General features: G+C 69.6%; 20 protein-coding genes. 15 read left to right on the top strand and 5 right to left on the bottom strand.

The genetic code is table 11. The features are described from left to right. Positions 1-114: 114 nt before the first annotated feature. Positions 115-1,002: a transcriptional regulator GcvA gene (gene gcvA / locus FV233_RS17455; protein ID WP_147898211.1), complete on the bottom strand. Its 888-nt coding sequence runs from the start codon at positions 1,000-1,002 to the stop codon at positions 115-117. Positions 1,003-1,097: 95 nt separating this feature from the next. Here gcvA and FV233_RS17450 point away from each other — a divergent pair, with 95 nt between their 5' ends. After that, a complete protein-coding gene (locus FV233_RS17450) occupies positions 1,098-2,345 on the top strand; it encodes an MFS transporter (RefSeq protein ID WP_147898210.1) in 1,248 nt (415 codons plus the stop codon). A 51-nt stretch (positions 2,346-2,396) separates the two neighbouring features. Here the strand turns inward: FV233_RS17450 and FV233_RS17445 are convergent, their stop codons facing one another. Beyond that, a complete protein-coding gene (locus FV233_RS17445) occupies positions 2,397-4,127 on the bottom strand; it encodes an adenylate/guanylate cyclase domain-containing protein (RefSeq protein ID WP_187278135.1) in 1,731 nt (576 codons plus the stop codon). 328 nt (positions 4,128-4,455) lie between these two features. Between FV233_RS17445 and FV233_RS17440 the strand changes: the two genes are divergently transcribed. The 4 genes from FV233_RS17440 to FV233_RS17425 all read left to right on the top strand — a co-directional run bounded on the left by FV233_RS17440 (position 4,456) and on the right by FV233_RS17425 (position 6,914). After that, complete coding sequence (locus tag FV233_RS17440) at positions 4,456-5,037, top strand: DNA-3-methyladenine glycosylase (RefSeq protein ID WP_147898209.1); 582 nt, start codon at positions 4,456-4,458, stop codon at positions 5,035-5,037. A 178-nt stretch (positions 5,038-5,215) separates the two neighbouring features. Beyond that, complete coding sequence (locus FV233_RS17435) at positions 5,216-5,950, top strand: LuxR family transcriptional regulator (protein WP_147898208.1); 735 nt, start codon at positions 5,216-5,218, stop codon at positions 5,948-5,950. Between the two features lie 86 nt (positions 5,951-6,036). Then, positions 6,037-6,699 (top strand): acyl-homoserine-lactone synthase, encoded by a 663-nt coding sequence (locus FV233_RS17430; RefSeq protein ID WP_147898207.1) that lies wholly within the window; start codon positions 6,037-6,039, stop codon positions 6,697-6,699. Then, entirely contained in the window at positions 6,696-6,914 is a 219-nt protein-coding gene (locus FV233_RS17425) for a hypothetical protein (RefSeq protein WP_147898206.1), read from the top strand. Before FV233_RS17430 ends, FV233_RS17425 begins: the two co-directional genes overlap by 4 nt. A gap of 141 nt (positions 6,915-7,055) precedes the next feature. Here the strand turns inward: FV233_RS17425 and FV233_RS17420 are convergent, their stop codons facing one another. Further along, positions 7,056-8,015, bottom strand: a complete 960-nt coding sequence (locus FV233_RS17420) for a helix-turn-helix domain-containing protein (protein ID WP_147898205.1) — start codon at positions 8,013-8,015, stop codon at positions 7,056-7,058. Positions 8,016-8,944: 929 nt separating this feature from the next. On the opposite strand from FV233_RS17420, the gene FV233_RS17415 reads away from it, so the two are divergent. After that, entirely contained in the window at positions 8,945-11,107 is a 2,163-nt protein-coding gene (locus FV233_RS17415; RefSeq protein WP_147898204.1) for a molybdopterin oxidoreductase family protein, read from the top strand. Positions 11,108-11,204: 97 nt separating this feature from the next. On the opposite strand, the gene FV233_RS17410 is transcribed toward FV233_RS17415, so the two are convergent. Continuing rightward, positions 11,205-12,215: a GlxA family transcriptional regulator gene (locus tag FV233_RS17410; protein WP_246690012.1), complete on the bottom strand. Its 1,011-nt coding sequence runs from the start codon at positions 12,213-12,215 to the stop codon at positions 11,205-11,207. Between the two features lie 172 nt (positions 12,216-12,387). Here FV233_RS17410 and solA point away from each other — a divergent pair, with 172 nt between their 5' ends. The 5 genes from solA (at position 12,388) to FV233_RS17385 (ending at position 16,912) form a co-directional block, all read left to right on the top strand. Then, positions 12,388-13,557 (top strand): N-methyl-L-tryptophan oxidase, encoded by a 1,170-nt coding sequence (gene solA / locus FV233_RS17405; RefSeq protein ID WP_147898203.1) that lies wholly within the window; start codon positions 12,388-12,390, stop codon positions 13,555-13,557. Positions 13,558-13,628: 71 nt separating this feature from the next. Beyond that, positions 13,629-14,471 (top strand): transporter substrate-binding domain-containing protein, encoded by an 843-nt coding sequence (locus FV233_RS17400; RefSeq protein WP_147855625.1) that lies wholly within the window; start codon positions 13,629-13,631, stop codon positions 14,469-14,471. Positions 14,472-14,508: 37 nt separating this feature from the next. After that, positions 14,509-15,258, top strand: coding sequence for an amino acid ABC transporter permease (locus FV233_RS17395; RefSeq protein ID WP_147855624.1), 750 nt, complete (start codon positions 14,509-14,511; stop codon positions 15,256-15,258). Further along, positions 15,255-16,130: an amino acid ABC transporter permease gene (locus FV233_RS17390; protein WP_147898202.1), complete on the top strand. Its 876-nt coding sequence runs from the start codon at positions 15,255-15,257 to the stop codon at positions 16,128-16,130. The genes FV233_RS17395 and FV233_RS17390 overlap by 4 nt, the downstream gene beginning before the upstream one ends. Before the next feature lie 2 nt (positions 16,131-16,132). Then, positions 16,133-16,912, top strand: a complete 780-nt coding sequence (locus FV233_RS17385; RefSeq protein ID WP_147898201.1) for an amino acid ABC transporter ATP-binding protein — start codon at positions 16,133-16,135, stop codon at positions 16,910-16,912. 159 nt (positions 16,913-17,071) lie between these two features. On the opposite strand, the gene FV233_RS17380 is transcribed toward FV233_RS17385, so the two are convergent. Beyond that, positions 17,072-17,689, bottom strand: coding sequence for a glutathione S-transferase N-terminal domain-containing protein (locus tag FV233_RS17380; protein ID WP_147898200.1), 618 nt, complete (start codon positions 17,687-17,689; stop codon positions 17,072-17,074). Positions 17,690-18,500: 811 nt separating this feature from the next. Between FV233_RS17380 and FV233_RS17375 the strand changes: the two genes are divergently transcribed. Genes FV233_RS17375 through terL form a run of 4 tightly spaced genes read left to right on the top strand, consistent with a single transcriptional unit; the run spans position 18,501 to position 21,910 of the window. Then, complete coding sequence (locus FV233_RS17375) at positions 18,501-19,313, top strand: ParB N-terminal domain-containing protein (RefSeq protein WP_147898199.1); 813 nt, start codon at positions 18,501-18,503, stop codon at positions 19,311-19,313. Positions 19,314-19,364: 51 nt separating this feature from the next. Next, positions 19,365-19,910, top strand: a complete 546-nt coding sequence (locus FV233_RS17370) for a site-specific DNA-methyltransferase (protein ID WP_187278134.1) — start codon at positions 19,365-19,367, stop codon at positions 19,908-19,910. A gap of 9 nt (positions 19,911-19,919) precedes the next feature. Continuing rightward, a complete protein-coding gene (locus FV233_RS17365; protein WP_147898197.1) occupies positions 19,920-20,387 on the top strand; it encodes a DUF5681 domain-containing protein in 468 nt (155 codons plus the stop codon). After that, the gene (terL, locus tag FV233_RS17360) at positions 20,384-21,910 is read left to right on the top strand and encodes a phage terminase large subunit (RefSeq protein WP_147898196.1); all 1,527 of its coding nucleotides are present in this window, start codon (positions 20,384-20,386) and stop codon (positions 21,908-21,910) included. Before FV233_RS17365 ends, terL begins: the two co-directional genes overlap by 4 nt. Positions 21,911-22,006 lie beyond the last annotated feature (96 nt).

Raw genomic sequence — 22,006 nt, 5'->3', positions numbered from 1 at the left:
GCGTCCGCCGGTCGGCGCTGACGCCGTCGAACGCATTCCTGACAAGCATCTATGCCTGACAAGCATTCTTGCGCCAGGATAGCTCCCGATGCCATCCCGCTCCCTGTCCCGTGTTCAGGCGTCGTGCGCCGCCTCGGTCAGCCAGGTGCAGAAGGCGCGCACGGTCGGGTCGTCCGCCCGGGTCTCAGGCACGTAGGTGTAGTAGCTCCGTGCCGGCAGCGACGGGCCCGCGAACGGGCGGGTCAGGCGGCCGGCGGCCACGTCGTCGGCGATCAGGCGCTCCGGGCCCATCGCGACGCCGAGGCCGTCGAGGGCGGCCTGCAGCGTCAGGTAGAAGTGCTCCAGGGTCACCGAGGCCTGCGGCGTCAGGTCCGGCACCCCGGCGGCCCGCAGCCAGTGCGGCCAGACCTCCGGGAGCGTTGCCGCGTGCAGGAGGGTGTGGTGGCGCAGGTGCTCCGGTTCGCGGAGCGGCAGGCGCCGCAGCAGGGCCGGGCTGCACACCGGCAGGCGCCGCTCGGACAGGAACGGCTGCCCGATATGGCCGGGACGCGTATCCGGCCCGCCCCGGATCGCCACGTCGAACGGGTCCACGAGGTGGGCCAGGGGCACGTTGGAGGTGGTCAGCCGGACCTCCACGGCGGGGTGGGCGACCTGGAAGCCGGACAGGCGCGGGATCAGCCAGCGCAGGGTGAAGGTGGCCAGCGCGTTGACGTGCAGCAGGCGCGGCCGGCCGCGCTCCACCTGGCGGGCGGTGGCCAGGGCGACGCGGTCGAGGGCGGCGCCGATCTCGGCGGCGTAGCTCTGCCCGGCCTCGGTGAGCACCACGCGCCGGTTGTGACGCTCGAACAGCGGCACGCCGAGCCAGCCTTCGAGCATCTGCACGTGCCGGCTCACGGCCCCGTGGGTCACCCGCAGCTCCTCGGCGGCGCGGGTGAAGCTCGCGTGACGGGCCGCCGCCTCGAAGGCCTTCAGGGCGTTGAGCGGCGGCAGGCGGCGATGCATGTCTGTCAGATTTTCTCACGCGAGCGTCAGCATAAGGCGTTTGTCAGCCGGGCGCGAGACCCGCATCCTGCGGTGGAACCACCAAGGGAAGCAGGATGGCCCGCGCATCGGAGTTCACCGCCTCGCTGGACGACGTCCCGGACCGGACGGCCAAGCGCATCGAGGACAAGCGCATCCTCGTGGTCACCGGGGTCAACCACGCCCTCCACGACGGCTACACCGACCTGATCTACGTGCTGCTGCCGGTCTGGCAGGCGGAGTTCGGCCTCGACTACGTCGCGCTGGCGCTGCTGCGCTCGCTCTATAACGGCGCGCTCGCCGCCCTGCAGATGCCGGCGAGCCGGCTCGCCCAGTCGCTCGGTGCCCGCACCGTCCTGGTCCTCGGCACGCTGCTCAGCGCCGGCGGCTACGCGCTCGCCGGGGCGTCGGGCGGCCTGATCGGCCTCTGCGCCGGCCTGCTGCTCGGCGGCGCCGGCAGCAGCACGCAGCATCCGCTCGCCTCGACCGTGATCGCCCGGGCCTACGGGACCGCCGCGCGGGGGCCGCTCGGCACCTACAATTTCACAGGCGACCTCGGGAAGGCCGCGGTGCCGCCGCTGGTCGGCTTCCTGCTGACCCTGTCGGGCTGGCGCACGGCGCTCTGGGTGATCGCCGGGCTGGGTGTCGCGGTCGCGCTCGGCGTCGGCCGCTGGCTGCCGCGTGATCCCACTTCACGCAGCGCGCCATCCCGGACCGCCCCGGGCCCCGCGCGGGTGGACGACGGGACCGAAGCGCGGTCCGGCTTCGGGCTGCTCGTCGCCATCGGCACCCTCGACAACGCCGCCCGCCCCGCCTTCCTGCTCTACCTGCCGTTCCTGCTGCAGGAGAAGGGCGCGGCCCTGACCACCGTGGGGCTCGCGCTCTCGCTGGTGTTCATCGGCGGCGCGCTCGGCAAGGCCGTCTGCGGCCGGCTCGGGGAACGGCTCGGCGTGACCCGGACCGTGCTGCTGACCGAGACCGGGACCGCGGCCGCGATCCTGGCGGTGATCGCCCTGCCGCTCGTGCCCGCGCTGATCCTGCTGCCGCTGCTCGGGGTGATGCTGAACGGCACCTCGTCGGTCCTGTACGGCACGGTGCCGGAACTCGCCCCGGGCGGCCGGGTCGAGCGGGCGTTCGCGGTGTTCTACACCTGCACGCTCGGGGGCAGCGCGCTGGCGGCCCCGCTGCTCTACGGCCGGCTCGGGGACGCGGCCGGCCCCCACTGGGCGGCGGTGGCGGCCGCCGCGACGGCGCTCGCCGTGGTGCCGCTCATGCTGGCCCTGTCGCGCCATCTGGTCGGGGGGAGGGCGGCCCGGAGGTGCTGATCCGGTCTCCCACACTCCAGGACGGCACCGATCCGTGAACACCCCGGCGGCTCAGAGCACCCCCAGCGTGCTCACCCGGACCGGCTCGGAGCGGCCCTCCACCGGGATCTCGCGGATCGCCGTCGGCGTGGCCTTGGCGGCGCGGTAGACCGCCTCCGAGACCACCGCGATGCAGCCCAGAACCTTGGTCAGGCCCTGCAGGCGCGAGGCGACGTTGACGGTGTCGCCGAGCGCGGTGAAGCGGGCGTCGGTGGCGTCGCCCATCTCGCCGACGATCGCCAGGCCGGCATGCACGCCGATCCCGTACCGGAGGGTGTGCTCCAGGTCCGCGGCCAGGAGCTCGTTCAGGGTGGCGACGTGCTCGGCCACGAGTTCCACCGCCCGGAGCGCGTCGCGCGCCGCCGGCTCGGGTTCGGTCTCGAGGCCGAACAGGGCCAGCAGGCCGTCGCCCAGGAACTGGTTGGTCGAGCCGCCGGCCTCCCGCACCGCGTCGCCGACCGCGCCCAGGAAGCGGTTGATGATGAACACCGTGTCGTAGGGCAGCCGCTCCTCGGCGAGCCGGGTCGAGCCGCGCAGGTCGACGAACATCGCCACGATGAAGCGCTCCTCGCCGGATTGCGCCCGGTCGAGCAGGTCCGCCTGCCGCACCGGCGGCGGCAGCGGGAACAGCGGCACCACGGCGAGGTCGGCCTCGGGCCGGAACTGGCAGGCGAGGCGCACCCCCGGCCCGGCGGCGATCCGCTCCAGCACGGCGCGCTCGGCCCGGCCCGCGGGGGGCGTGCGGTCGCTGCCGTCGAGCACGCGGATCCGGCAGGTGGAGCACCGGCCCCGGCCGCCGCAGACGCTGGCATGCGGGATCCGGTTGCGCCGGCTTGCCTCCAGCACGCTGGTGCCGCGGGGGACCCGGACCACCCGGCCGTCGGGATAACGCAGCCGGATCGTCCCGCCCTTGATCTCCGCCAGGGTCCGGACCCCGCGGGCCGCGATCACGGCGGCCACCAGGCCGGCATAGGTCAGCAGCATCCCGTTCCGGATGGCGGCGAGCTGCGCCACCTGGTCGGGCAGCCCGACATGGACCGGCTGGAGCGCCACGGCGCGCCAGGCCGGGTCCTGGGCGAGCGCGGCGATCGCCCGGCCGCCCTGCGCGAAGCCGAGCAGGGCGAGGACCGGCACCAGCACCGCCACCGCCAGCAGCCAGGGGGCGGCGCGCCCGAAGGCGGGCTTCAGCCGGAGCCAGAAATACAGGCCGGAGCAGCCGTGGATCCAGGCGATGACCAGCATCGCCGCCTGCATCGCGCCCTGCTGCGGCGCGGCGACCCAGAAGGCGTAGAGTTCCTGCGCGTAGCCCTTGTCCAGCCCCTCGGTGGCGAAGGCGATCCGGGTGCCCGCGATGTGGCTGATGAGCAGAGGCGGGATCAGCAGGCCGGAGACCATCTGCACCACCTCGCCGGGCCGCCAGCGGAAGTAGCGGGCGGCGTAGAGGGCCTGGAGCCCGAGCAGCAGGTGGATCAGCAGGGCGCCGTAGAGCAGCGCCAGGCCCAGCGGGTTGAGCCAGAGGGCGGAGGCGATATCCAGGCCGTCCTCCATGGCGTCGAGGGAGACGTTGCCGAGGGCATGGTTGGTCAGGTGGGTCAGGATGTAGGCGAACAGCACCAGCCCGCTGCCGAGGCGCAGGCGGCGGACGCCGAGGATGGGGCGGATCCGGGCGCGCAGCGGGATCGGGGCGGCCGGCAAACCCCCGGCGGAGGTTCGGAGCGTCGCGATCGACGAGGTGCGCGTCATGCTGGGAGGTCCGACGAGATCGGCAGCGGGCCCGGTCTGGCCGGCCTGTCGTACCAGCAAACCGCGTCCGCGGCCTCCGCCGTATTTCAACTGGCCGGCGAATTTCGGGTCGGGACCGGATCGAAGGCGGCCGGACAGACTTCGCGGTCACTTCGAAGCGAACGAAACAGGCATCGCCGTCGGCCGGCGATCCACGAAGAATTGCGCGGCCGATCCGCGACTTCTACGAAGTCTGCGGGGTCGGACCCGGATGCCGGGCAAACGTCAACCAAACGGACCGCCGGGCGTTGGCCGGCTGGGCTGACACCATCCGGATGACACTGCCAGCATGACACCCGTCGATCCGAGGCCCGACCCGTTCTTCGCCCGGAACGCCGCCGCGGTGGCGGCGGAGCTGGTCGGGGCGCGGCTCTGGGTCGGCGCGGCGGGCGGGCGCATCGTCGAGACGGAGGCCTACGACCGGACCGACCCGGCCTCCCACAGCTTCGCGGGCCCGACCCGCCGGAACGCCAGCATGTTCGGGCCGCCCGGGCACGTCTACGTCTACCGGTCCTACGGGCTGCACTGGTGCCTGAACCTGGTCTGCGAGCCCGGCAGCGCGGTGCTGCTCCGGGCGATCGAGCCGACCGAGGGCCTGGCCGCCATGGCGGCCCGGCGCGGCACGGACGATCCGCTTCTGCTCTGCGCCGGACCCGGCCGGCTGTGCCAGGCCCTCGGAGTCACCGGGGCGATGGATGGCCTGCCGGTGGCGGAGGCGCCGTTCCGGTTCGAGCCCCGGGCGCAGGCCGTCGCGGTCGCGGCGGACCGCCGCATTGGGATCACCCGCGGCGCCGAGACGCCCTGGCGCTTCCTGCTCGCCGGCTCCCGGTTCGTCAGCCGGCCGGTGCGGCGGGCCGCGCCGCCGGCGTGAGGCCGGGGCCCGCCGCGCAAAGGCCCGGACCCGGAGCTGCCAAAGCCGTACGGAGCGTCACGACGGCGTGCGCTCTTGGCCGGCCGCACAACCTCATGTATCGTGTTTCATCGCGTGGACTGACATTGTTGCAACTATAGGTCGGATAGATTTCGCGCTACACGCATTCGGACGTTTCGTGAGCCAGGATACCCACAAGGCCTTCGAGATCGTCGGCCGTCTCAAGCAGGCCGCGCGGATCCCGGACATCCTGCGCGAGATGCGCTCGGCCGGCGCGTATTTCGGCTACGACGCCTTCATCATCACCAACCTGCCGGCGGAGCACGCGATCTCCACGCAGGGCTGCGCCCTGGTGCCGGCCTGGCCGGAGGGCTGGCGCAAGCGCTATTTCGACCGGGACTACCTGCGGATCGACCCGGTCGCGAACCATGTCCGGCGCACCACCGAGCCGTTCCTGTGGCGGGAGGCGCCCTACCGGTCCGACGAGGCCGGGGCCGCCCGGGTGATGGGCGAGGCGACCGAGTTCGGGCTGTCGCAGGGGTTCTGCGTCCCGATCCATCACCTGTCCGGCCCGGGGGGCGGCGTCAGCTTCGGGGCGGACCGGCTCGACCTGTCGGACGACGCCAAGGCGGCGCTGCACCTCGTGTCGATCTACGCCTACCAGCGGGCCGAGACCCTGATCCGCGAGGGCGGCCGCAGCAGCCCGGCGCGCAAGGCGCCCCGGCTCACCGCGCGGGAGGTCGAGTGCCTGCGCTGGACCGCGGCCGGCAAGACCAGCTGGGAGGCCTCCGAGATCCTGAGCACGTCGCAGCGGACCGTGGAGTTCCACCTCAAGAACGCGGCCCGCAAGCTCGACGCGGTCAACCGCGTCCAGTGCGTCGCCGAGGCGATGCGGCAGGGCATCATAGCCTGACCCCGGGGCGGCCGCCGACCTCGTAAATTTACGAGGCTCTTTCGGACCCGCCACCCGGCATCACGCCCCCAAAGGGGGAGTGATCCATGGTTATCGTGATCGACGACGACAATATTTCCCGGCACGGCGATCTGATGGACAAGATCTACCGGTTCCGGCACGCCCTGTTCGTCGAGCGGCTGAACTGGGAGGCCTGCCGCCGGCCCGACGGCCGCGAGATCGACCAGTTCGACGGCCCCGGCTGCATCCACCTGGCCTACCTGGAGGGCGGGGCGGTGACCGCCTACACCCGGCTCCTGCCGACGACCCGGCCGCATCTGCTCACCGAGGTCTACCCGCACCTCGCCGAGCGCGGCCCGGCGCCCCGGGGCGCGGCGGTCTACGAGTGGACCCGGTGCGGGACGCTGCCGTCCCGGCGCGAGGGCCGCACCAGCCGCATCGACCCGGCCACCGCCGGGATCTTCATCGCAGCGGCCGAGGTGGCGCGGGCGCGCGGCCTCGACGGCCTGCTGGCGCAGACGCACCCGATCCTGGTCAACCGGCTGATGTCCTGCGGCTGGGACGTGGAGCCCCTCGGGCTGCCGACGACCTATCAGGGCCATTCCATCCTGGCGGTCTACGCCCGGCTGGGGCCCGACACGGTCGCGGAATCGCGCCGGTTCTTCGGCCTCGACGCCGCGCCCCCGCACGCCCCGCGCACGCAAGCGATCCGCCCGCCCGCGCCCGCCGAGCGGAGGCTGCACGCATGAGCATCTCGGACATCCTGGACCGGGCCTGCGGGCGCGAGGGCGAGGACCCGGCGATCGTGCGCCTGGGCCACCACGCGATCGAGCTGTGGCGCGCCGCGGAGGAGATCGGCGACCCGGGCCTCCTCGCCGCCCTGCGCCCGCTGGTGGAGCATGTCGGCCGGGCGCTGGCCCGCGACGTCGAGGGCGAGACCTGCGCGGACGACACGCTGCATTGAGGGTGCAGGGGGCTGGGTCTTCGCGCGGTCGAAGGTCCCGCCCTCGTCGCCGCGCGTGGCGACCGGGGGCTGAAATCCGGCGCCTGGTCCCCATCGCGATGGCCGCGCAGGGTGGGACGCGGTGGCCGGCGCCGTCGCGCCTTATCGGGGGCTCATGAGGGCCGCGTGACGATGCTCGCTGGGAGCCATCCCGTAGCGCGTCTTGAAGCGGCGGGCGAAGTGGGCTTGGCTGGCGAAGCCGCAGCCATACGCCAGGGTGCCGATCGCCAGGTGAGCGCAACCCGGATCGGCCAGGCGCTTGGCGGCCGTCTCCAGACGGCGTTGCCAGATCCAGTCCGAGATGTGCTGGCCGCGCTCGTGGAACAGCTCCTGCAGCCGGCGCAGCGAGACGCCGACGGCGGCCGCGAGCTGCGGCGGGTCGAGGGTCGTGTCGCCGAGATGGGCTTCGACATAGGCCTTGGCGCGCTGGACCACGACGGTGCCGTGCAGCGGTCGCGGCACCTCCTGAGCCAGGCGCTCGGCGATGCTGGCCACGATCAGGTCGACGCCGATCGACGCCATGCGGGCGCCGGCATCGGCGGAGAGCCGGTCTCTCAATGCGACCAGTTCCCGGATGAAACACGTGGCCAAACGGGTCGATGCGAGATCCGCCCCGATCGTCAGAGTCGAATAGAGCCGCGTGGGTCCGAGCATCTTCTCCAGGTGCGCGCGCGGCAGTTCCAGGAACAAGACTTCGCCGCCGGTGGGCGACATCCGCACGGATGGCCGGCGGTCGTAGACGACGAAATCACCGGGGCGCTGCACGGTATCCTGATCGTCCACGATGCGCTTCGATACGCCGCTGATCTTGAAGATCACATCGACATGCTGCTGGTCCGCGTATCGCCGGATCGAGGTGGGCGTGATCTCGCTGCGCAAGGCGCTTTGCGAAAGGGAAGTCATCACGAGGGGCCCGATGCGGGTGGCCTTCATCTTGGCTTCGAAAGGGGCGTCGCTGAGAGGCTGCTGCTCGATCGGCATGCCCCTGTCGAACAGGTTTTCTCTCCAGCGCCTGAAGCTGTCCCGGGGATGCAGGCCTTCGGTTGAGAATACCGTTCGCATCGACCGTGCGCGAAGATGAGTTTTCGTGTTGGGGGTGAAACCTTGATATCAATCACAACCGATGTTTGCAAATATAAAGTATACTTAACCTAGGATGATACTGAGTAGATAAAATATTGACCGCAGAAGAAAAGATTGATCGCTCAGGTATCGTATGGCCCTGAATAAAGAGACGGGCCGCCTGGCCACAGAAGCGGACGTTCGTTCGTAAAACAGGAACCGATAGGTTTGCGGCATTCTCCGGCGTTGGTCGCTGCTATAAGCAGCTTCCGATCAGCCGGCAGCCTGCAATAGTACTGAAGCCCATCAAGAGGATTTCCGATATGGGCGCATGGGCGATCGCTACCAGCAACCCCGTAGACGAGCGCTCCATCGGCAGCAGCAGGCTTCCTGCCAGTCCAACGATTGCCGGCGTCCAGGGGCTGAGCTGACCTTCACAAAGCATACCCTTGCGGATCAAGAGATGCGAACCGAGAGCGAACCGGAACGGAGCTGGAGCGCGCTCCGACGAAGTGGCTCCGGTTCGTCTCAAGAGCGCGCGCCAAAACGAGAGCCTAGAGCCGTGCCCGTGACCCAACGGGGTCGGGCACGGCTCTAGGCGTAGAATGTTGACGTAAAAACCTTGGCAAAGGCTCGCACGGCGGCTCGCCTGTGGCCGACGTTGATCCAGTCTGCAAACCGATCCGCGATTGGCACGAACATCCAACGCTCCGACCGCCTTCATGTCCGGCGGCGTCATGACAAGGACCGCTTATCTCCCGCTGCCGCAACGCCCGCGCCGCGACACCGTGGTCCGCACGACGAACGCACGCCGATGCGCCCTCACCAGGGACTAGAATTTGGAATTATTCGCACTCCAGTGCATCCTGCCTCTGCGCTGAGCCGGCTCGCTAGAACAATAAAGCGAAACGCTCGGCCGTGGAGGAACCATGAACGAGATCGTCAAGCCCGACTCCCTGCTCGTCGCCGAGGCGGAGAGCCTGACCCAGACCTTCTTCGGCGGCTGCCCCCACGATTGCCCGGACACCTGCTCGATGATCTTCGAGGTTAAGGACGGGGAGCTGCTCGGCGTGCGCGGCAACCCGGACCATCCGATGACCCGCGGCGGCCTCTGCGTGAAGCTGAAGGATTACGAGAAGCGCCACTACCATCCGGACCGGCTGCTCTATCCGATGAAGCGGGTCGGCCCGAAGGGCTCGAAGCAGTTCGAGCGCATCACCTGGGACGAGGCGCTCGACACCATCGTCACCCGCTGGAAGGCGATCATCGACCAATACGGGCCGGAGGCCATCGCGCCCTACAGCTACCTCGGCAACCAGGGCCTCGTGCACGGGCTGAACGGCGGCGACGCGTTCTTCAACCGGATGGGCGCCACGGTTATGGAGCGGACCTTCTGCGGCGAGGGCTCGTGCACCGCGTGGCTGCTCACGGTCGGCCCGACCGCGGGACTCGACCCGGACAGCTACATCCACTCCAAGTACATCGTGATCTGGGCCTGCAACTCGGTCAGCACGAACCTGCACCACTGGGCCATCGTCAAGGACGCCCAGAAGAAGGGCGCCAAGGTCGTCGTGATCGACACCTACGCGTCGCGCACCGCCAAGGCGGCCGACTGGCACATCGCACCCAAGCCCGGCACCGACGGGGCGCTCGCCATGGCGCTGATCAACTCGATCATCGCGCAGGGCCTCGTCGATCAGGATTACGTCGACAATTACACGGTCGGCTTCGAGGAGCTGAAGGAGCGGGCCGGCCCCCGCACGCCGGAATGGGCCGCCGAGATCACCGGCGTCCCGGCCGAGGACATCCGCAAGCTCGCCCGCGAGATGGCGACCGAGCAGCCGGTGGGCATCCGCATGGGCGTGGCGCTGGAGCGGCATTACGGCGGCGGCCAGACCATCCGGGCCGTCACCTGCATCCCGGCGCTCACCGGCGCGTGGCGCCATGTCGGCGGCGGCGTCACGCAGTTCGGCGTCTGGGAGCACCCCTACAAGTTCGACGTGATGTGCCGGCCCGACCTGATCCCGGAGGGCACCCGCGTCGTCTCGAACCTCCAGATCGGGCGCGCGCTGACCGGCGAGATGCAGCTCGACCCGCCGATCATGTCGATGATGTGCTGGAACTCGAACCCGGTCACCCAGGCGCCCGAGACCGACAAGATCGTCGAAGGCCTGATGCGCGAGGACCTGTTCATGGTCTCGGCCGAGCACTTCATCTCCGACACCGCCTCCTACGCCGACATCCTGCTGCCGGCGACCATGGGCGCGGAGATGGAGGACATGATCCTCTCCTGGGGCCACCTTTATCTCACCTACAACACCAAGTGCGCCGACGCGCCCGGCGAGGCGATCCCGAACAACGAGATCTTCCGCCAGCTCGCCGCCCGGCTCGGCTTCGAGGAAGAGAACTTCACGTGGAGCGACAGCGAGTGCCTGGAGCACTACGTCGACTGGTCGTCGCCGGCCTGCGAGGGGATCGACCTCGCCTACATGCGCGAGCACGGCTTCGCCCGGCTGAAGGTCGGCACGCCGGACGACCGGGCGCCCCATCGCGAGGGCAACTTCCCGACGCCGACCGGCAAGTGCATGCTCAAGGTCGAGGGCGCCACGAACTTCGTCGCCCCGCCGTTCCGGCAGATGTACGAGGGCTTCCAGCCCGGCGAGGCGCTCGACCCGCTGCCGGACTACCTCGGCCCGCGGGAATCCCACACCAACGACCCGGCGTTGGCCAAGCGCTTCCCGCTGAACATCGTCTCGCCCAAGAGCCACTACTTCCTGAACTCCTGCTACGCGAACATGGAGGACAAGCAGAAGGGCCAGGGCGAGCAGTTCGTGATGATCAGCCAGCACGACGCCGACGCGCGTGGGATCCGGGACGGCGACCGGGTGCAGGTCGGCAACGACCGCGGCGCGTTCAAGGGCGTGGCGCGCATCACCGAGGACGTGAGGGCCGGGATCGTGGTCGCGACGCTGGGCTACTGGCGCCAGCTCAACGAGGGCACCGTCAACAGCATCTCGTCGGGCGCCTTCACCGACATGGGCCACGCCCCGTCGTTCTCGGACAACCTCGTCGAGGTCGCCCGGGCGAACTGAAAGCCTCTCACGAAACGCCCTCTGCGCTGTCTCGTGCAGAGGGGGGACGCCCGGTGATCGGGCGTTGTGTGCGGTGTGCTCGGCGCGCCGCCCGGGCTCAGGCCGCGCGCTCGGGCGCCGTGCGCCGGTCCGAGGACGGGCTGCACCCGAACTGGGCCCGGTAGCTGCGGGAGAAGTGGGCGGCGCTCGAGAAGCCGCAGGCGGTCGCGATCTCCCCGATCCCGAGGGGGCTCTGGCGCAGCAGGCGCCGGCCGTGGGCGAGGCGGATGGCGCGGTACTGGGCCGAGAAGCTCAGGCCGCGCTTCTCGCGGAAGAGCCGGTCGAGGTGGCGCGCGCTGACCGCCGCGAGGCGGGCCATGGCCCGGCGGGTGAGCGGCGCCTCGACCGTCTTCTCCATCGTTTCGAGGACGGCGAGCAGGGCCGGGTGGTGGAGTCCGTACCGCTCCGCCGCGGAGGCGCGCTGCGGGTCGTCGGCGGCGCCCACCGCGATGTGCAGGAACCAGTCCGAGACGCGGCGCGCGAAGGCCGCCCCCAGGCGCTCGGCGATCAGCGCGTGCGCCATGTCGAGGGGGGCGACCCCGCCGCCGCAGGTCAGGCGGTCGGCGTCGGCGACGAAGCGCGCCCGCGTCAGGCGCGCGTCCGGAAACGCCTCGACCGTGGCGCCGGCATGCTCCCAGTGAATCGTGAAGGCGCGGTCCGCCAGCAGCCCCGCCGCGGCCATCAGGTAGGGGCCGCCCGATATGCCGCCGATCCGGACGCCGAACCGGGCCATGCGCCGCAACCCGGCATGGATCGCCGGCCTGTCCCAGTCGGTCGGGTCGCCGCCCGCGCAGACGAAGACCGTGTCCAGGCGCCCGCGCTCGCGCGGCAGGTCCTCGGTCGGGACCTCCGCCCCCGAGGACGAGGCGACCCGGCCTCCGGCCTCGCCGAAGTAGCGCAGCCGGTAGAGGACGCGGCCGGCCAAGGTGTTGGCCGCCCGGAAGGGCTCGCAGGCCGAGGCGAACGACAGCAACCCGAAGCCCGGGACCAGCAGGAAGCCGATCTCCTGCGGCCGATCCCCCGGGGCCGGGCCGTCCGGATCCGGCATCGCGTCGCTGATTTGGCTCATGCGTGCAAGAAAGCGTCTCTCCAGGTCAAGCGCAACCGCCCGAGCGCGTCATGCTCACGGTCGACGTCCCGTTCGACCGAGATCCCGATCGCATGCCCGGCCTCGCAGCTCCGCGCCCGTGTCGTCACGGACAGACCCGTTGCGACCACACCCCCACGCAGGGGCAGGCCCGATGACGCGCCGGTTCGACGTCGCGGTCCTGGGGCTCGGCGCGATGGGGAGCGCGATCCTCTACCAGCTGGCCAAGCGCGGGGCCGCGGCGGTCGGGCTCGACCGCTACGCGCCGCCGCACGCCCTCGGGTCGAGCCATGGCGAGACGCGGATCACCCGCCAGGCCGTCGGGGAGGGGCGCGACTACGTGCCCTTCGTCACCGCCTCGCATCGCATCTGGCGGGAGCTGGAGGCGGCCACCGGCGAGACGCTGCTGAACGCCTGCGGCGCCCTCGTCATGGCGCCCGGCCGCGGGGTCTCGTCCCATCACGGCAAGCCGGATTTCGTCGGCCGCTCGATCGCCGCCGCGCAGGGGGCCGGGATCCCGCACGAGGTGCTCGACGGGGCCGCGGTCGCCCGCCGCTTCCCGCAATTCCTGAACCTCGCGGGCGACGAGAAGGCCTATTACGAACCCGGCGGCGGCTACGTCTTCCCGGAGCGCTGCATCGCGGCGCAGCTCACCCGCGCGACCGCCCTGGGGGCCGAGATCCGGACCGGCTGCGAAGTCCTGGCGCTGGATCAGGACGCGGCCGGCATCCGGATCGAGACCGCCGACGGCGTGATCCTGGCCGATCGCGCCGTGGTCGCGGCCGGCGCCTGGACCGCCCCGCTGCTCGGCGCCCCGTTCGACACGCTGCTGACGGTCCGGCGCCAGCTCCTGCACTGGTACGCCCTGGCGGACGAATCCGCCTACGGGCCGCGCGCGCCCGTGTTCATCTGGATGTACGGGACCACCGACACGGATTACCTCTACGGCTTCCCGCCCCTGGCGGGGGAGCGCGCCATCAAGGTCGCGACCGAGCAGTACAGCACCGCCACCACGGCCGACGCCGTCGAACGGCGCGTCGACCCGTCGGAATCCGACGCGATGTACCGCCTGCGCGTCGCGGACCGGCTGGCCGGCGCCACCCCGGAGGTCGTCCGGGCCGCGGCCTGCGTCTACACGGTGACCCCCGACCGCGGCTTCATCATCGACCGGCATCCCGGGATGGACCGGGTGCACGTCGTCTCGGCCTGCTCGGGGCACGGCTTCAAGCATTCGGCGGGCATCGGCGAGGCGGTGGCCGCGGACCTGTCCGGGGGAGGCGGGGGACCCGACCTCACGCCGTTCGCCATCGCACGCTTCGGTTGATCCGAAGGCCGATGGCTCGTGGATTGCTAGAAACCGTGCCAAGATCCGTTCGCCCGAGCAGGACCGACCCGATGCGCCCCATGTCCCGACGCCTCCTGACGCAAGCCGCGCTGGCCGCCCTCGCGGCGATCCCGGCGCTGGCATGGCCCGGCCGGGCCTCGGCCGCGGACGGCGTCGACGCGATCAAGGCGCGCGGGACGCTGATCGTCGGCGTGAAGGCGGATTACAAACCCTTCGGGTTCCGCGATCCGAGCGGCGCGATCATCGGGCTGGAGCCCGACCTCGCCGCCGACCTCGCCAAGCGGCTCGGGGTGAAGCTGGAGCTGGTGCCGGTGGTCTCGGCCAACCGGATCGAGTTCCTCCAGCAGGGCAAGGTCGATCTCCTGATCGCCACGCTGTCGGACAAGCCGGAGCGCCGCCGCGTCGTGCAGGGGATCGACCCGCAATACTATTCCGACTTCGTCAACGTGCTGCTGCCCAAGACCTCCGGCATCACCGACTGGGCGCAGCTGAAGGGCAAGCCGCTCTGCGCCACCTCGGGGGCGTGGTACAACAAGGACGTCGCCCGCACCTACGGGGCGGAGATCGTCGCCTTCGACGGCTCCGAGAAGCCGCTCTTCGCGCTCAAGCAGGGCAACTGCCTGGGCTACGTCTACGACCAGAGCATGCTGCAGGGTAAGCTGCTCGACGACGACTGGAAGGCCGGCTACGCCCTGCCGCTCAAGGGCATCCTCGACGCGCCGTGGATGATGGCGGTGGCGCTGGGCAACACCACGCTCCAGACGATGGTCGAGGACGCGACCAAGGACTGGATGAAGACCGGCTTCGTCGTCGCCGGCGAGCGGAAGTGGGGCATCGAGCCCACCGCCTACTCGAAGGCGATGCACGAGAAGTACAAGAACGCGACCAACTGATGCGCGCCCGTGCAGCGAGCCTCGGTGATCGGCCGCGATGATCGAGGCGATCCAGGCCTGGTTCCAGGGTCTCTACGAGACCACGGGCTTCAATTTTACGGTCTTCTACGACCCGTATGACTGGAACCGCTACGTCGCCGGGCTGCGGATGACGCTGCTGCTCGGGATCAGCACGATCCTGGCCAGCCTGGTGATCGGCGCGGTCGGGGCGCTGCTGCAGAGCGGGCCCTCGCGCCTGCTGCGGGGGCTGGTCAACGGCTTCGTCGTGGCGTTCCGCAACACGCCGCCCCTGGTGCAGATCTTCTTCTTCTACTTCGGCCTCGGCACGCTCCTGCCGGACGTCCGCTCGGCGGACGGCCTGCGCGTCCCCATCCTCGACAACGTGCAATGGGCGATCGTCTCGCTCTCGCTGTTCGCCGGCGCGTTCAACGTCGAGATCTTCCGCTCCGGCATCGAGGCGGTGCCCAAGACCACCGTCGAGGCCGCCGAGGCGCTGGGCTACACCCGGTTGAAGGCCTACCGCCACGTGGTCCTGCCGCTCGCGCTCCGGGTCTGCCTGCCGGCGCTGAACAACAACCTGATCAACCTCCTGAAGACCACGACGCTCGCCTACGCCATCGCGGTCCCCGAGACGCTCTACGCGGTCAAGCAGATCTGGTCCGAGTCGCAGAACGTCCTGGAGATGATGCTGGTGCTGCTCGCCACCTACGCGGTCCTCGTCGGAGTGCTCGTGTGGATCATGCACCGCTGGGAGCGTGCCCTGCGCATCCCCGGATACGGCCGATGAGCGCTCCGGACCGGACGGCCCCGCGCGACGGCGGGCGCCCGGCGGGTCGGCCGACGGACCTGCCGGTCCTGCTGCCGTTCGCGCTCCCCCGGAGCCGCCCGGCGGCGCGCCTGCGCCCCGTCCACGGCTGGCTGCTGTGCGGCCTGGCCGTCGTCGCCCTCCCGGCCTGGGCGCAGGGCGGGGCCGCCGCCCTGTCCCCGCTGGAGGTGGTGATCAAGTGGGCGCCGCTCCTGCTCACGGGCTTTTCCTTCAACGTCGCGATCTCGCTGATGGCGATGGCGATCGGCACGGTGGCGGGCCTCGGGCTCGGCCTGGCCATGCTGGGCGAGGGCCGGGTCCTGCCGCGCATCGCGTGGGCCGCCACGCAGGTGTTCCGCAACGTGCCCTGGCTGGTGCTGCTGTTCTTCGTGATGTTCCTGGTCCCGTTCCAGGTCACGGTGTTCGGCCTCCGGGTGCCGCTGCCCGACTGGGTGAAGGCGACGTTCGGCTTCAGCCTGCCGGTGATGGCCAACGTCGCCGAGATCGTCCGCGGCGCGGTGCGCTCGGTGCCGAACACGCAGTGGGAGGCGGCCGAATCCCTGGCCTTCACCCGGCGGCAGACCCTGTGGCGGATCATCCTGCCGCAATGCGCGAAGCGCATGCTGCCGCCCTGGATGAACGTCTACGCGCTGATCGCGATGGCCACCGTGCAGGCGTCGATCGTCGGGGTCACCGAGATGCTGACGCTGACCGCGCAGGTGCACGCCGCCGAGGGCGGACGGCCCGAGCTGTTCGCCCCGCTCTACGGCTTCGCGCTGCTCTGCTTCTTCCTCTACTGCTACCCGATCGACCGGTTGACCGCCCACCTGGAACGCCGCTTCGAGACCCGTTGAGCATGATGCAAGCGACCGTCGCCAGCAGCCCGTCCCCGGCCTGGACCCCCGACCAGCCGATCGTCCGCGTCGTCGACGTGCACAAGTCCTTCGGGACCTTCGCGGTCCTGAAGGGGATCAGCTTCGACGTGCGCAAGGGCGAGGTGGTCTGCATCATCGGGCCCTCCGGCTCGGGCAAGTCGACGCTGATCCGCTGCATCAACGCGCTGGTGCCGGTCACCGCGGGCTCGATCCGGGTCGAGGGGATCGAGGTCACCGATCCGCAGCTCGACAAGCTGGCCTTGCGCCGCAAGGTCGGGATGGTGTTCCAGCAGTACAACCTGTTCCCGCACAAGACCGCGCTGCAGAACGTGATGATGGCCCCGATCCACGTCCTCGGGCAGGACAGGCGCGAGGTCGAGGCCCGGGCCCGCGCCCTGCTCGCCAAGGTCCGGCTGGCCGGCAAGGAGGAGGCGTATCCCGGCGAACTCTCCGGCGGTCAGCAGCAGCGCGTGGCCATCGCCCGCTCGCTGGCGATGCGGCCCGACGTGATGCTGTTCGACGAGGTCACGGCCGCCCTGGACCCCGAAACGGTCAAGGAGGTGCTGGTGACGATCCGCGAATTGGCCGAGGAGGGCATGACCTGCATGCTGGTCACCCACGAGATGAACTTCGCCCGGGACGTCGCCGACCACATCTACTTCACCGACCGCGGCGTCATCGTCGAGCACGGGCCGCCGGCGACCTTCTTCGCGTCCGCGCAGGACGCGCGCACCCGCCGGTTCCTCTCGCAGGTGCTCTGACGGGCCGGGGGGCGAGCGGCCCGGGCGCGGGCGGACGCAGGGCCGGCCTGCCGCCATTCGGTCGCGCAGGACGGGCGAGACGGTGGGGCCGCGTCGGCCGCATGACGCGCCCGGCGCCGTCGCGCGTTTCGAAGGTGCCCCCCTGCGTCGCCCGCGCTCTCAGCTCAAGGCGACGTCGAAGCCGCGCCGCACCGCCGGCCGGGCCATCATCGTATCGTACCAGCGCTTCACCTGCGGGTAGTCGGCGAGGTCGACCTGATGGCGCTCGTGCCGCCACGCCCAGCCCAGAATGGCGAAATCCGCGATCGACAGCGCGCCGGCGACGAACTCCGCCGCCGCGAGGCGCCGATCCAGCACCCCGTAGAGCCGGTGGGTCTCCTTCAGGTAGCGCTCCAACCCGTAGGCCCGGTCCTTTTCCGCGACGCCCAGGAAATGGTGGACCTGCCCCGGCATCGGTCCGAACCCGCCCATCTGCCACATCAGCCACTCCAGCACGGCCATGCGCTGGCGCGGATCGGCCGGCAGGAACCGGCCCGATTTCTCGGCGAGGTAGAGCAGGATCGCGCCCGATTCGAACACCGAGATCGAACCGCCGGGCCCGTCCGGATCGACGATCGCGGGGATGCGGTTGTTCGGGCTGATCGCCAGGAAGGCCGGATCGAACTGCTCGCCCTTCGTGATGTCGACGGTCCGGACCCGATAGGGCAGGTTCATCTCCTCCAGGGCGACGCTGATCTTGCGTCCGTTGGGCGTGTTCCAGGCATACAGCTCGATCATCGCGGGGCCTCGCCATGCGGGCGGTCGCGAACGGCGCGCGGTTGCCCGAGCGCGACCGGACCGGATCGCGGCATCGTGCGGACTGGAAGCGCCGCGATCAAGCCGCCGCGCGACGGCGTTCAGGAATGCGGCGAAGAAGCCCCCGAAGCGGCCCGGTCGCACCGAACACGGCCGGTCCGACCCGGCGGCGCGGGGCCGGCGGCGACCGCCGATCCTCATCGCGTGCGGCATGAAAACCGCGACGGGGCGATGTTTGCGCGCGCATGCGTCCCGGACGGGACATGAACCGGTCTCGGAGGCTGCGGCAGCCGGGCAGGGAGAAGCATCGACGCGACGCGCAGAGCGAGGGCGCGTTCGCTCCCGAAGCGTGACGGCGGACCGATCAGGATGGTGCCGGGAGACCCCGTGGGCCGCCGCTAAGTCCCGGTCCCTGCAGCGCTATCGCTGCGGCGAGCAGGACGATGGATATCCACCAGGAAGGCCTGGTGGTGCACGGAGTCAGGCTCGAACCGGTCTCTACTGAGCGCGTACGAAATGCGAATTTGATGCAGCGCGAAATGGGACTCGAAACGGGAGTTCCGGCGACAGAGACGCGATTCCAACCGCGTACCAATTCCAATCGCATCATTTTTTGATTGACCGCGGCGAGCGATCCGGCGATTTCTGTCGTACGCAGAAGCACGACGCGCCGCGGATCATCCGCATCGGGTTCGAGCATTGGCTGCCTTCGGTTCCCTACGCCTCGCCGCACCAAGATCGTGCGTGGGGGAAGGTGACTGTTGGCCCATGCTGACTCGATTGGACCGACGTCATGTCTCCAGCTACTCCTACCGAACCGCACCTCATCCCCTCGGTCGAACCGCCGCCGACCCGGATTCGCAGGCGATCACTGGCTCATCAGAGCTCGGCCCAGCGATCCCTCGCCATCGTCAATATCTCGCCGGGTGAGCTCGTCGTCGCACGGGCGCGACTGCGCAAGTATCAGCCTCGCCACCGCGAGCATCTACTCCAGAGCGTGAAGCGCTGGGGCATCGTCGAGCCGATCCTGATCGACGCCGATCGCTGCGTCATCGCCGGTCATCAGATCCTCGCCGCAGCCCTAGAGCTTGGTCTCGCAACGGTCCCGACCATCGCGTTGGCTGACCTCTCGGACGCGCAAGCTCGCGCCCTGCGCATCGCCCTCAACAAGCTGCCGGAACTGTCGAGCTGGGATCCGAGCGCGCTGAAGGACGAGCTCGCTTTCCTCGCCGACTTCGACATCGACCTCGTCAGCTTCACCGCGTTCAGCTCGGCCGAACTCGATGTGATCCTCAGCCCCCCCGAGGACAATCCCGACGATGCTTTGCCAGGGCCACTGAAGCAGGCGGTCTCTCAACTCGGCGATATCTGGATCTTCGAAGGTGGTCACCGGCTTGGCTGCCTCGACGCCCTGAGCGAAGTGAGCCTTCCCGCGCTCATGGCCGGCATGCTCGCGAACCTTGTCTTGTGCGATCCGCCCTACAACGTCCCGGTCGCCGGACATGTCACCGGTCGCGTCGGTGCCCGCGAGTTCGCCATGGCCTCCGGCGAGATGAGTGTCGCGGAGTTCACTGCGTTCCTACACGCCGTGTTCGAGCGGCTCTGAGAGCATGCCGAAGACGGCTCGCTCTCGCTCCAGTTTATGGACTGGCGGCACATGCAGGAGATGCTGGCGGCCGGTCATGCCGTCTACCAGCAGTTTCTCAATCTCGCGGTCTGGGCCAAGACCAATCCCGGCATGGGCTCGCTCTGGCGCTCCGGCCACGAGTTATGTTTCATCTGGAAGAAGGGCACGGCACCGCACATCAACAACATCGAGCTCGGCCGTAATGGCCGCAATCGCTCGAATGTGTGGAGCTATTCCGGCGCAAACGCCTTCGCCCGGGCGGGCAACCCTGATAGCCGGGAGCATGTGACGCCGAAGAACGTGGCGATGATCCAGGACGCGATCTTGGACGTATCCCGTCGCGGCGACATCGTGCTCGACGTCTTTGCCGGTAGCGGCACGACCCTGGTCGCAGCGCATCGTGCGAAGCGGCGCGGCTACGGTCTCGACATTGATCCGTTCTACGTCGATCTCGCTGTGCGCAGGATGGAACGCTGCACGCGCGCGCCGGCGCGTCATGCTGAGACTGGTCTGACGTTTGCCGAGATGGCCGAGCAGCGGGGCATCGTGCTTCCGCCGCGCTCGCGGCGCACGTGAGGCTGTCCCATGCCCAGGGATCGCAAGCGCGGGGTGGCGCCCTCCGTTGAGGCCACACGTGTCGGCTACGGTTGTCCGCCGCCGCAGCATCGCTTCAAACCGAACCAAGTCGCCAATCCGTGGGGCCGCAAAGGCAAGCCCAAGACGAAGGGCGACTTCCTCGACGAGATCGTCGTCGTGCAGGTCGCCGGCAAGCGGCAGCGGCTGACCCGCGACGAGACTGTCGATCTAGCGCTGTACAAGGAGGTCCTTGCAGGCAACGTTTCCGCGGCCAAAGAACTGGACAGGCGCCGGCGGGAGCGGCGGGCGAGCCGACCCGACACTGAAACAGACGATACGCTCAGTCCCGAGGATCAGGCAGCGTTCGACCGCCTGATCGCGCGGCGTGCGCATGGGCGACGATCCGAAGGGTTGGAATCGGGAACCGCACCCGACGACGATGCTGATGCCGATCTCCCGGACGAGGGTGCTGCATGACCCAGGTTCAGCGCCTCTATCGCCATGCCCTGCGCACCGACTTCATGGTGTTCTACGAGCGCTGCTTTGCCACGCTCGAGCCGGGCACCCCGTTCGTCGACAACTGGCATCTCCATGCCATCGCTTACGCCCTGCGCAGGGTTGAGAGCGGCGACCGCCAGCGGCTGATCATCAACGTGCCACCACGCTCGGGCAAGTCGCTCATCGTCACGGTCGCGTTCACCGCGTGGCGGCTCGGCCGCGATCCGCGGCTGCGCATCATCTGCACCTCGTATTCTGCCGACCTCGCCCAGACACACGCGGCGGCGTTCCGAGCGATCGTCGCCAGTGCCTGGTTCCAAGAGGCTTTCCCGGCGTTCCGGATCAAGCGGGGCGGGGACCGTAAGCTCGAGACGATTACGACTGAGCGTGGCTACCGCTTCGGGGTGTCGATCTCGGGGCCGGTCCTCGGACGCGGCGCGGATCTCATCATCGGTGACGACGCGATGAGCCCGGATGCAACCTTCTCAGAAGCCGTCCGGCGCAGAGAGATGGGGCTTTGGAACACCGCGCATCGCACTCGCCTCAACGACAAACGCAAGGGTGCGATCGTGTTGATCTCGCAGCGGCTACACGAAGACGACCTCATCGGTCAGGTGCAGCGGAGCGGTGACTGGGACCGGCTGGTCTTGCCGGCGATCGCACCGGAAGCAGCATGCTATCGGATCGGGCCGCACGAGCACGACATCTACCAACGCCGGGCCGGCGAGGTGCTGGATGCTGAGCGCGAGCCGCGTGAAGCGCTAGAGGAGATGCGGCGCGCCGTCGGCTCGATGACCTTCGCGGCGATGTACCTCCAGGACCCTGTGCCCGCGGACGGCAACGTCATCCGCCGCGAATGGCTGCGCTATGCCGATCGCGACCTCAACGATCCGGCGCTGAAGTATTTCGTTGCGAGCTGGGACACGGCCTCGACGCTGGACGCGACCAGCAGCTACTCGGTCGGCATGCTCTGGGGCTGGGACGGGGAGAACTACTACCTGCTGGAATTGGTCCGAGGCCGGTGGGAAACCCCGGAGCTGCGCAGTAAAATCCTTGAGACGATCCGCGACTGGCGTCCTGACGAGACTCTGATCGAGGATACCGAATTGGGCCGCAGCTTGCAGCAGGACATTCGGCGCACCAGCGGCATACGGGTTCACCTTCGGCGGCCCCGCTACGACAAGCGTGCCCGGCTTCTTGCGCAGAGTGCGCGGTTCGAGGCGGGGCAGGTGTGGATACCCGCGTCGGAGCCTTGGACCCACGACTACGTCAGCGAACTGTTGGCCTTTCCGTTCGGCCGGAGCGACGATCAGGTCGACGCGACTTCGCAGGCTCTCGATTATCTGGTCACGAAGACCGCGAGCCTCCAGCCGATGCAGCGCCGCAACCCGACGCGGAGAACGATCGAACGCCGCGCCGTGGCGGAGGTTGAAGAGGCGCCCGATCGGCATCGTGGCCGGTCTGGATCCAGGGCGTTCGATGTGCCGCCGCAGCTGGGCTGATCGCACCAAGATTTCTCAGCGGCTGGGAAGGGCAGTTTGTGGATCGGCGTCGAATTATAATCCTAACGCAAACTTATCAGAATTTCTGAAAAAATC

The organism is Methylobacterium sp. WL7 (genome assembly GCF_008040085.1).
Classification (GTDB): domain Bacteria; phylum Pseudomonadota; class Alphaproteobacteria; order Rhizobiales; family Beijerinckiaceae; genus Methylobacterium; species Methylobacterium mesophilicum.
This window is presented reverse-complemented; position numbering and strand designations above follow the sequence as displayed.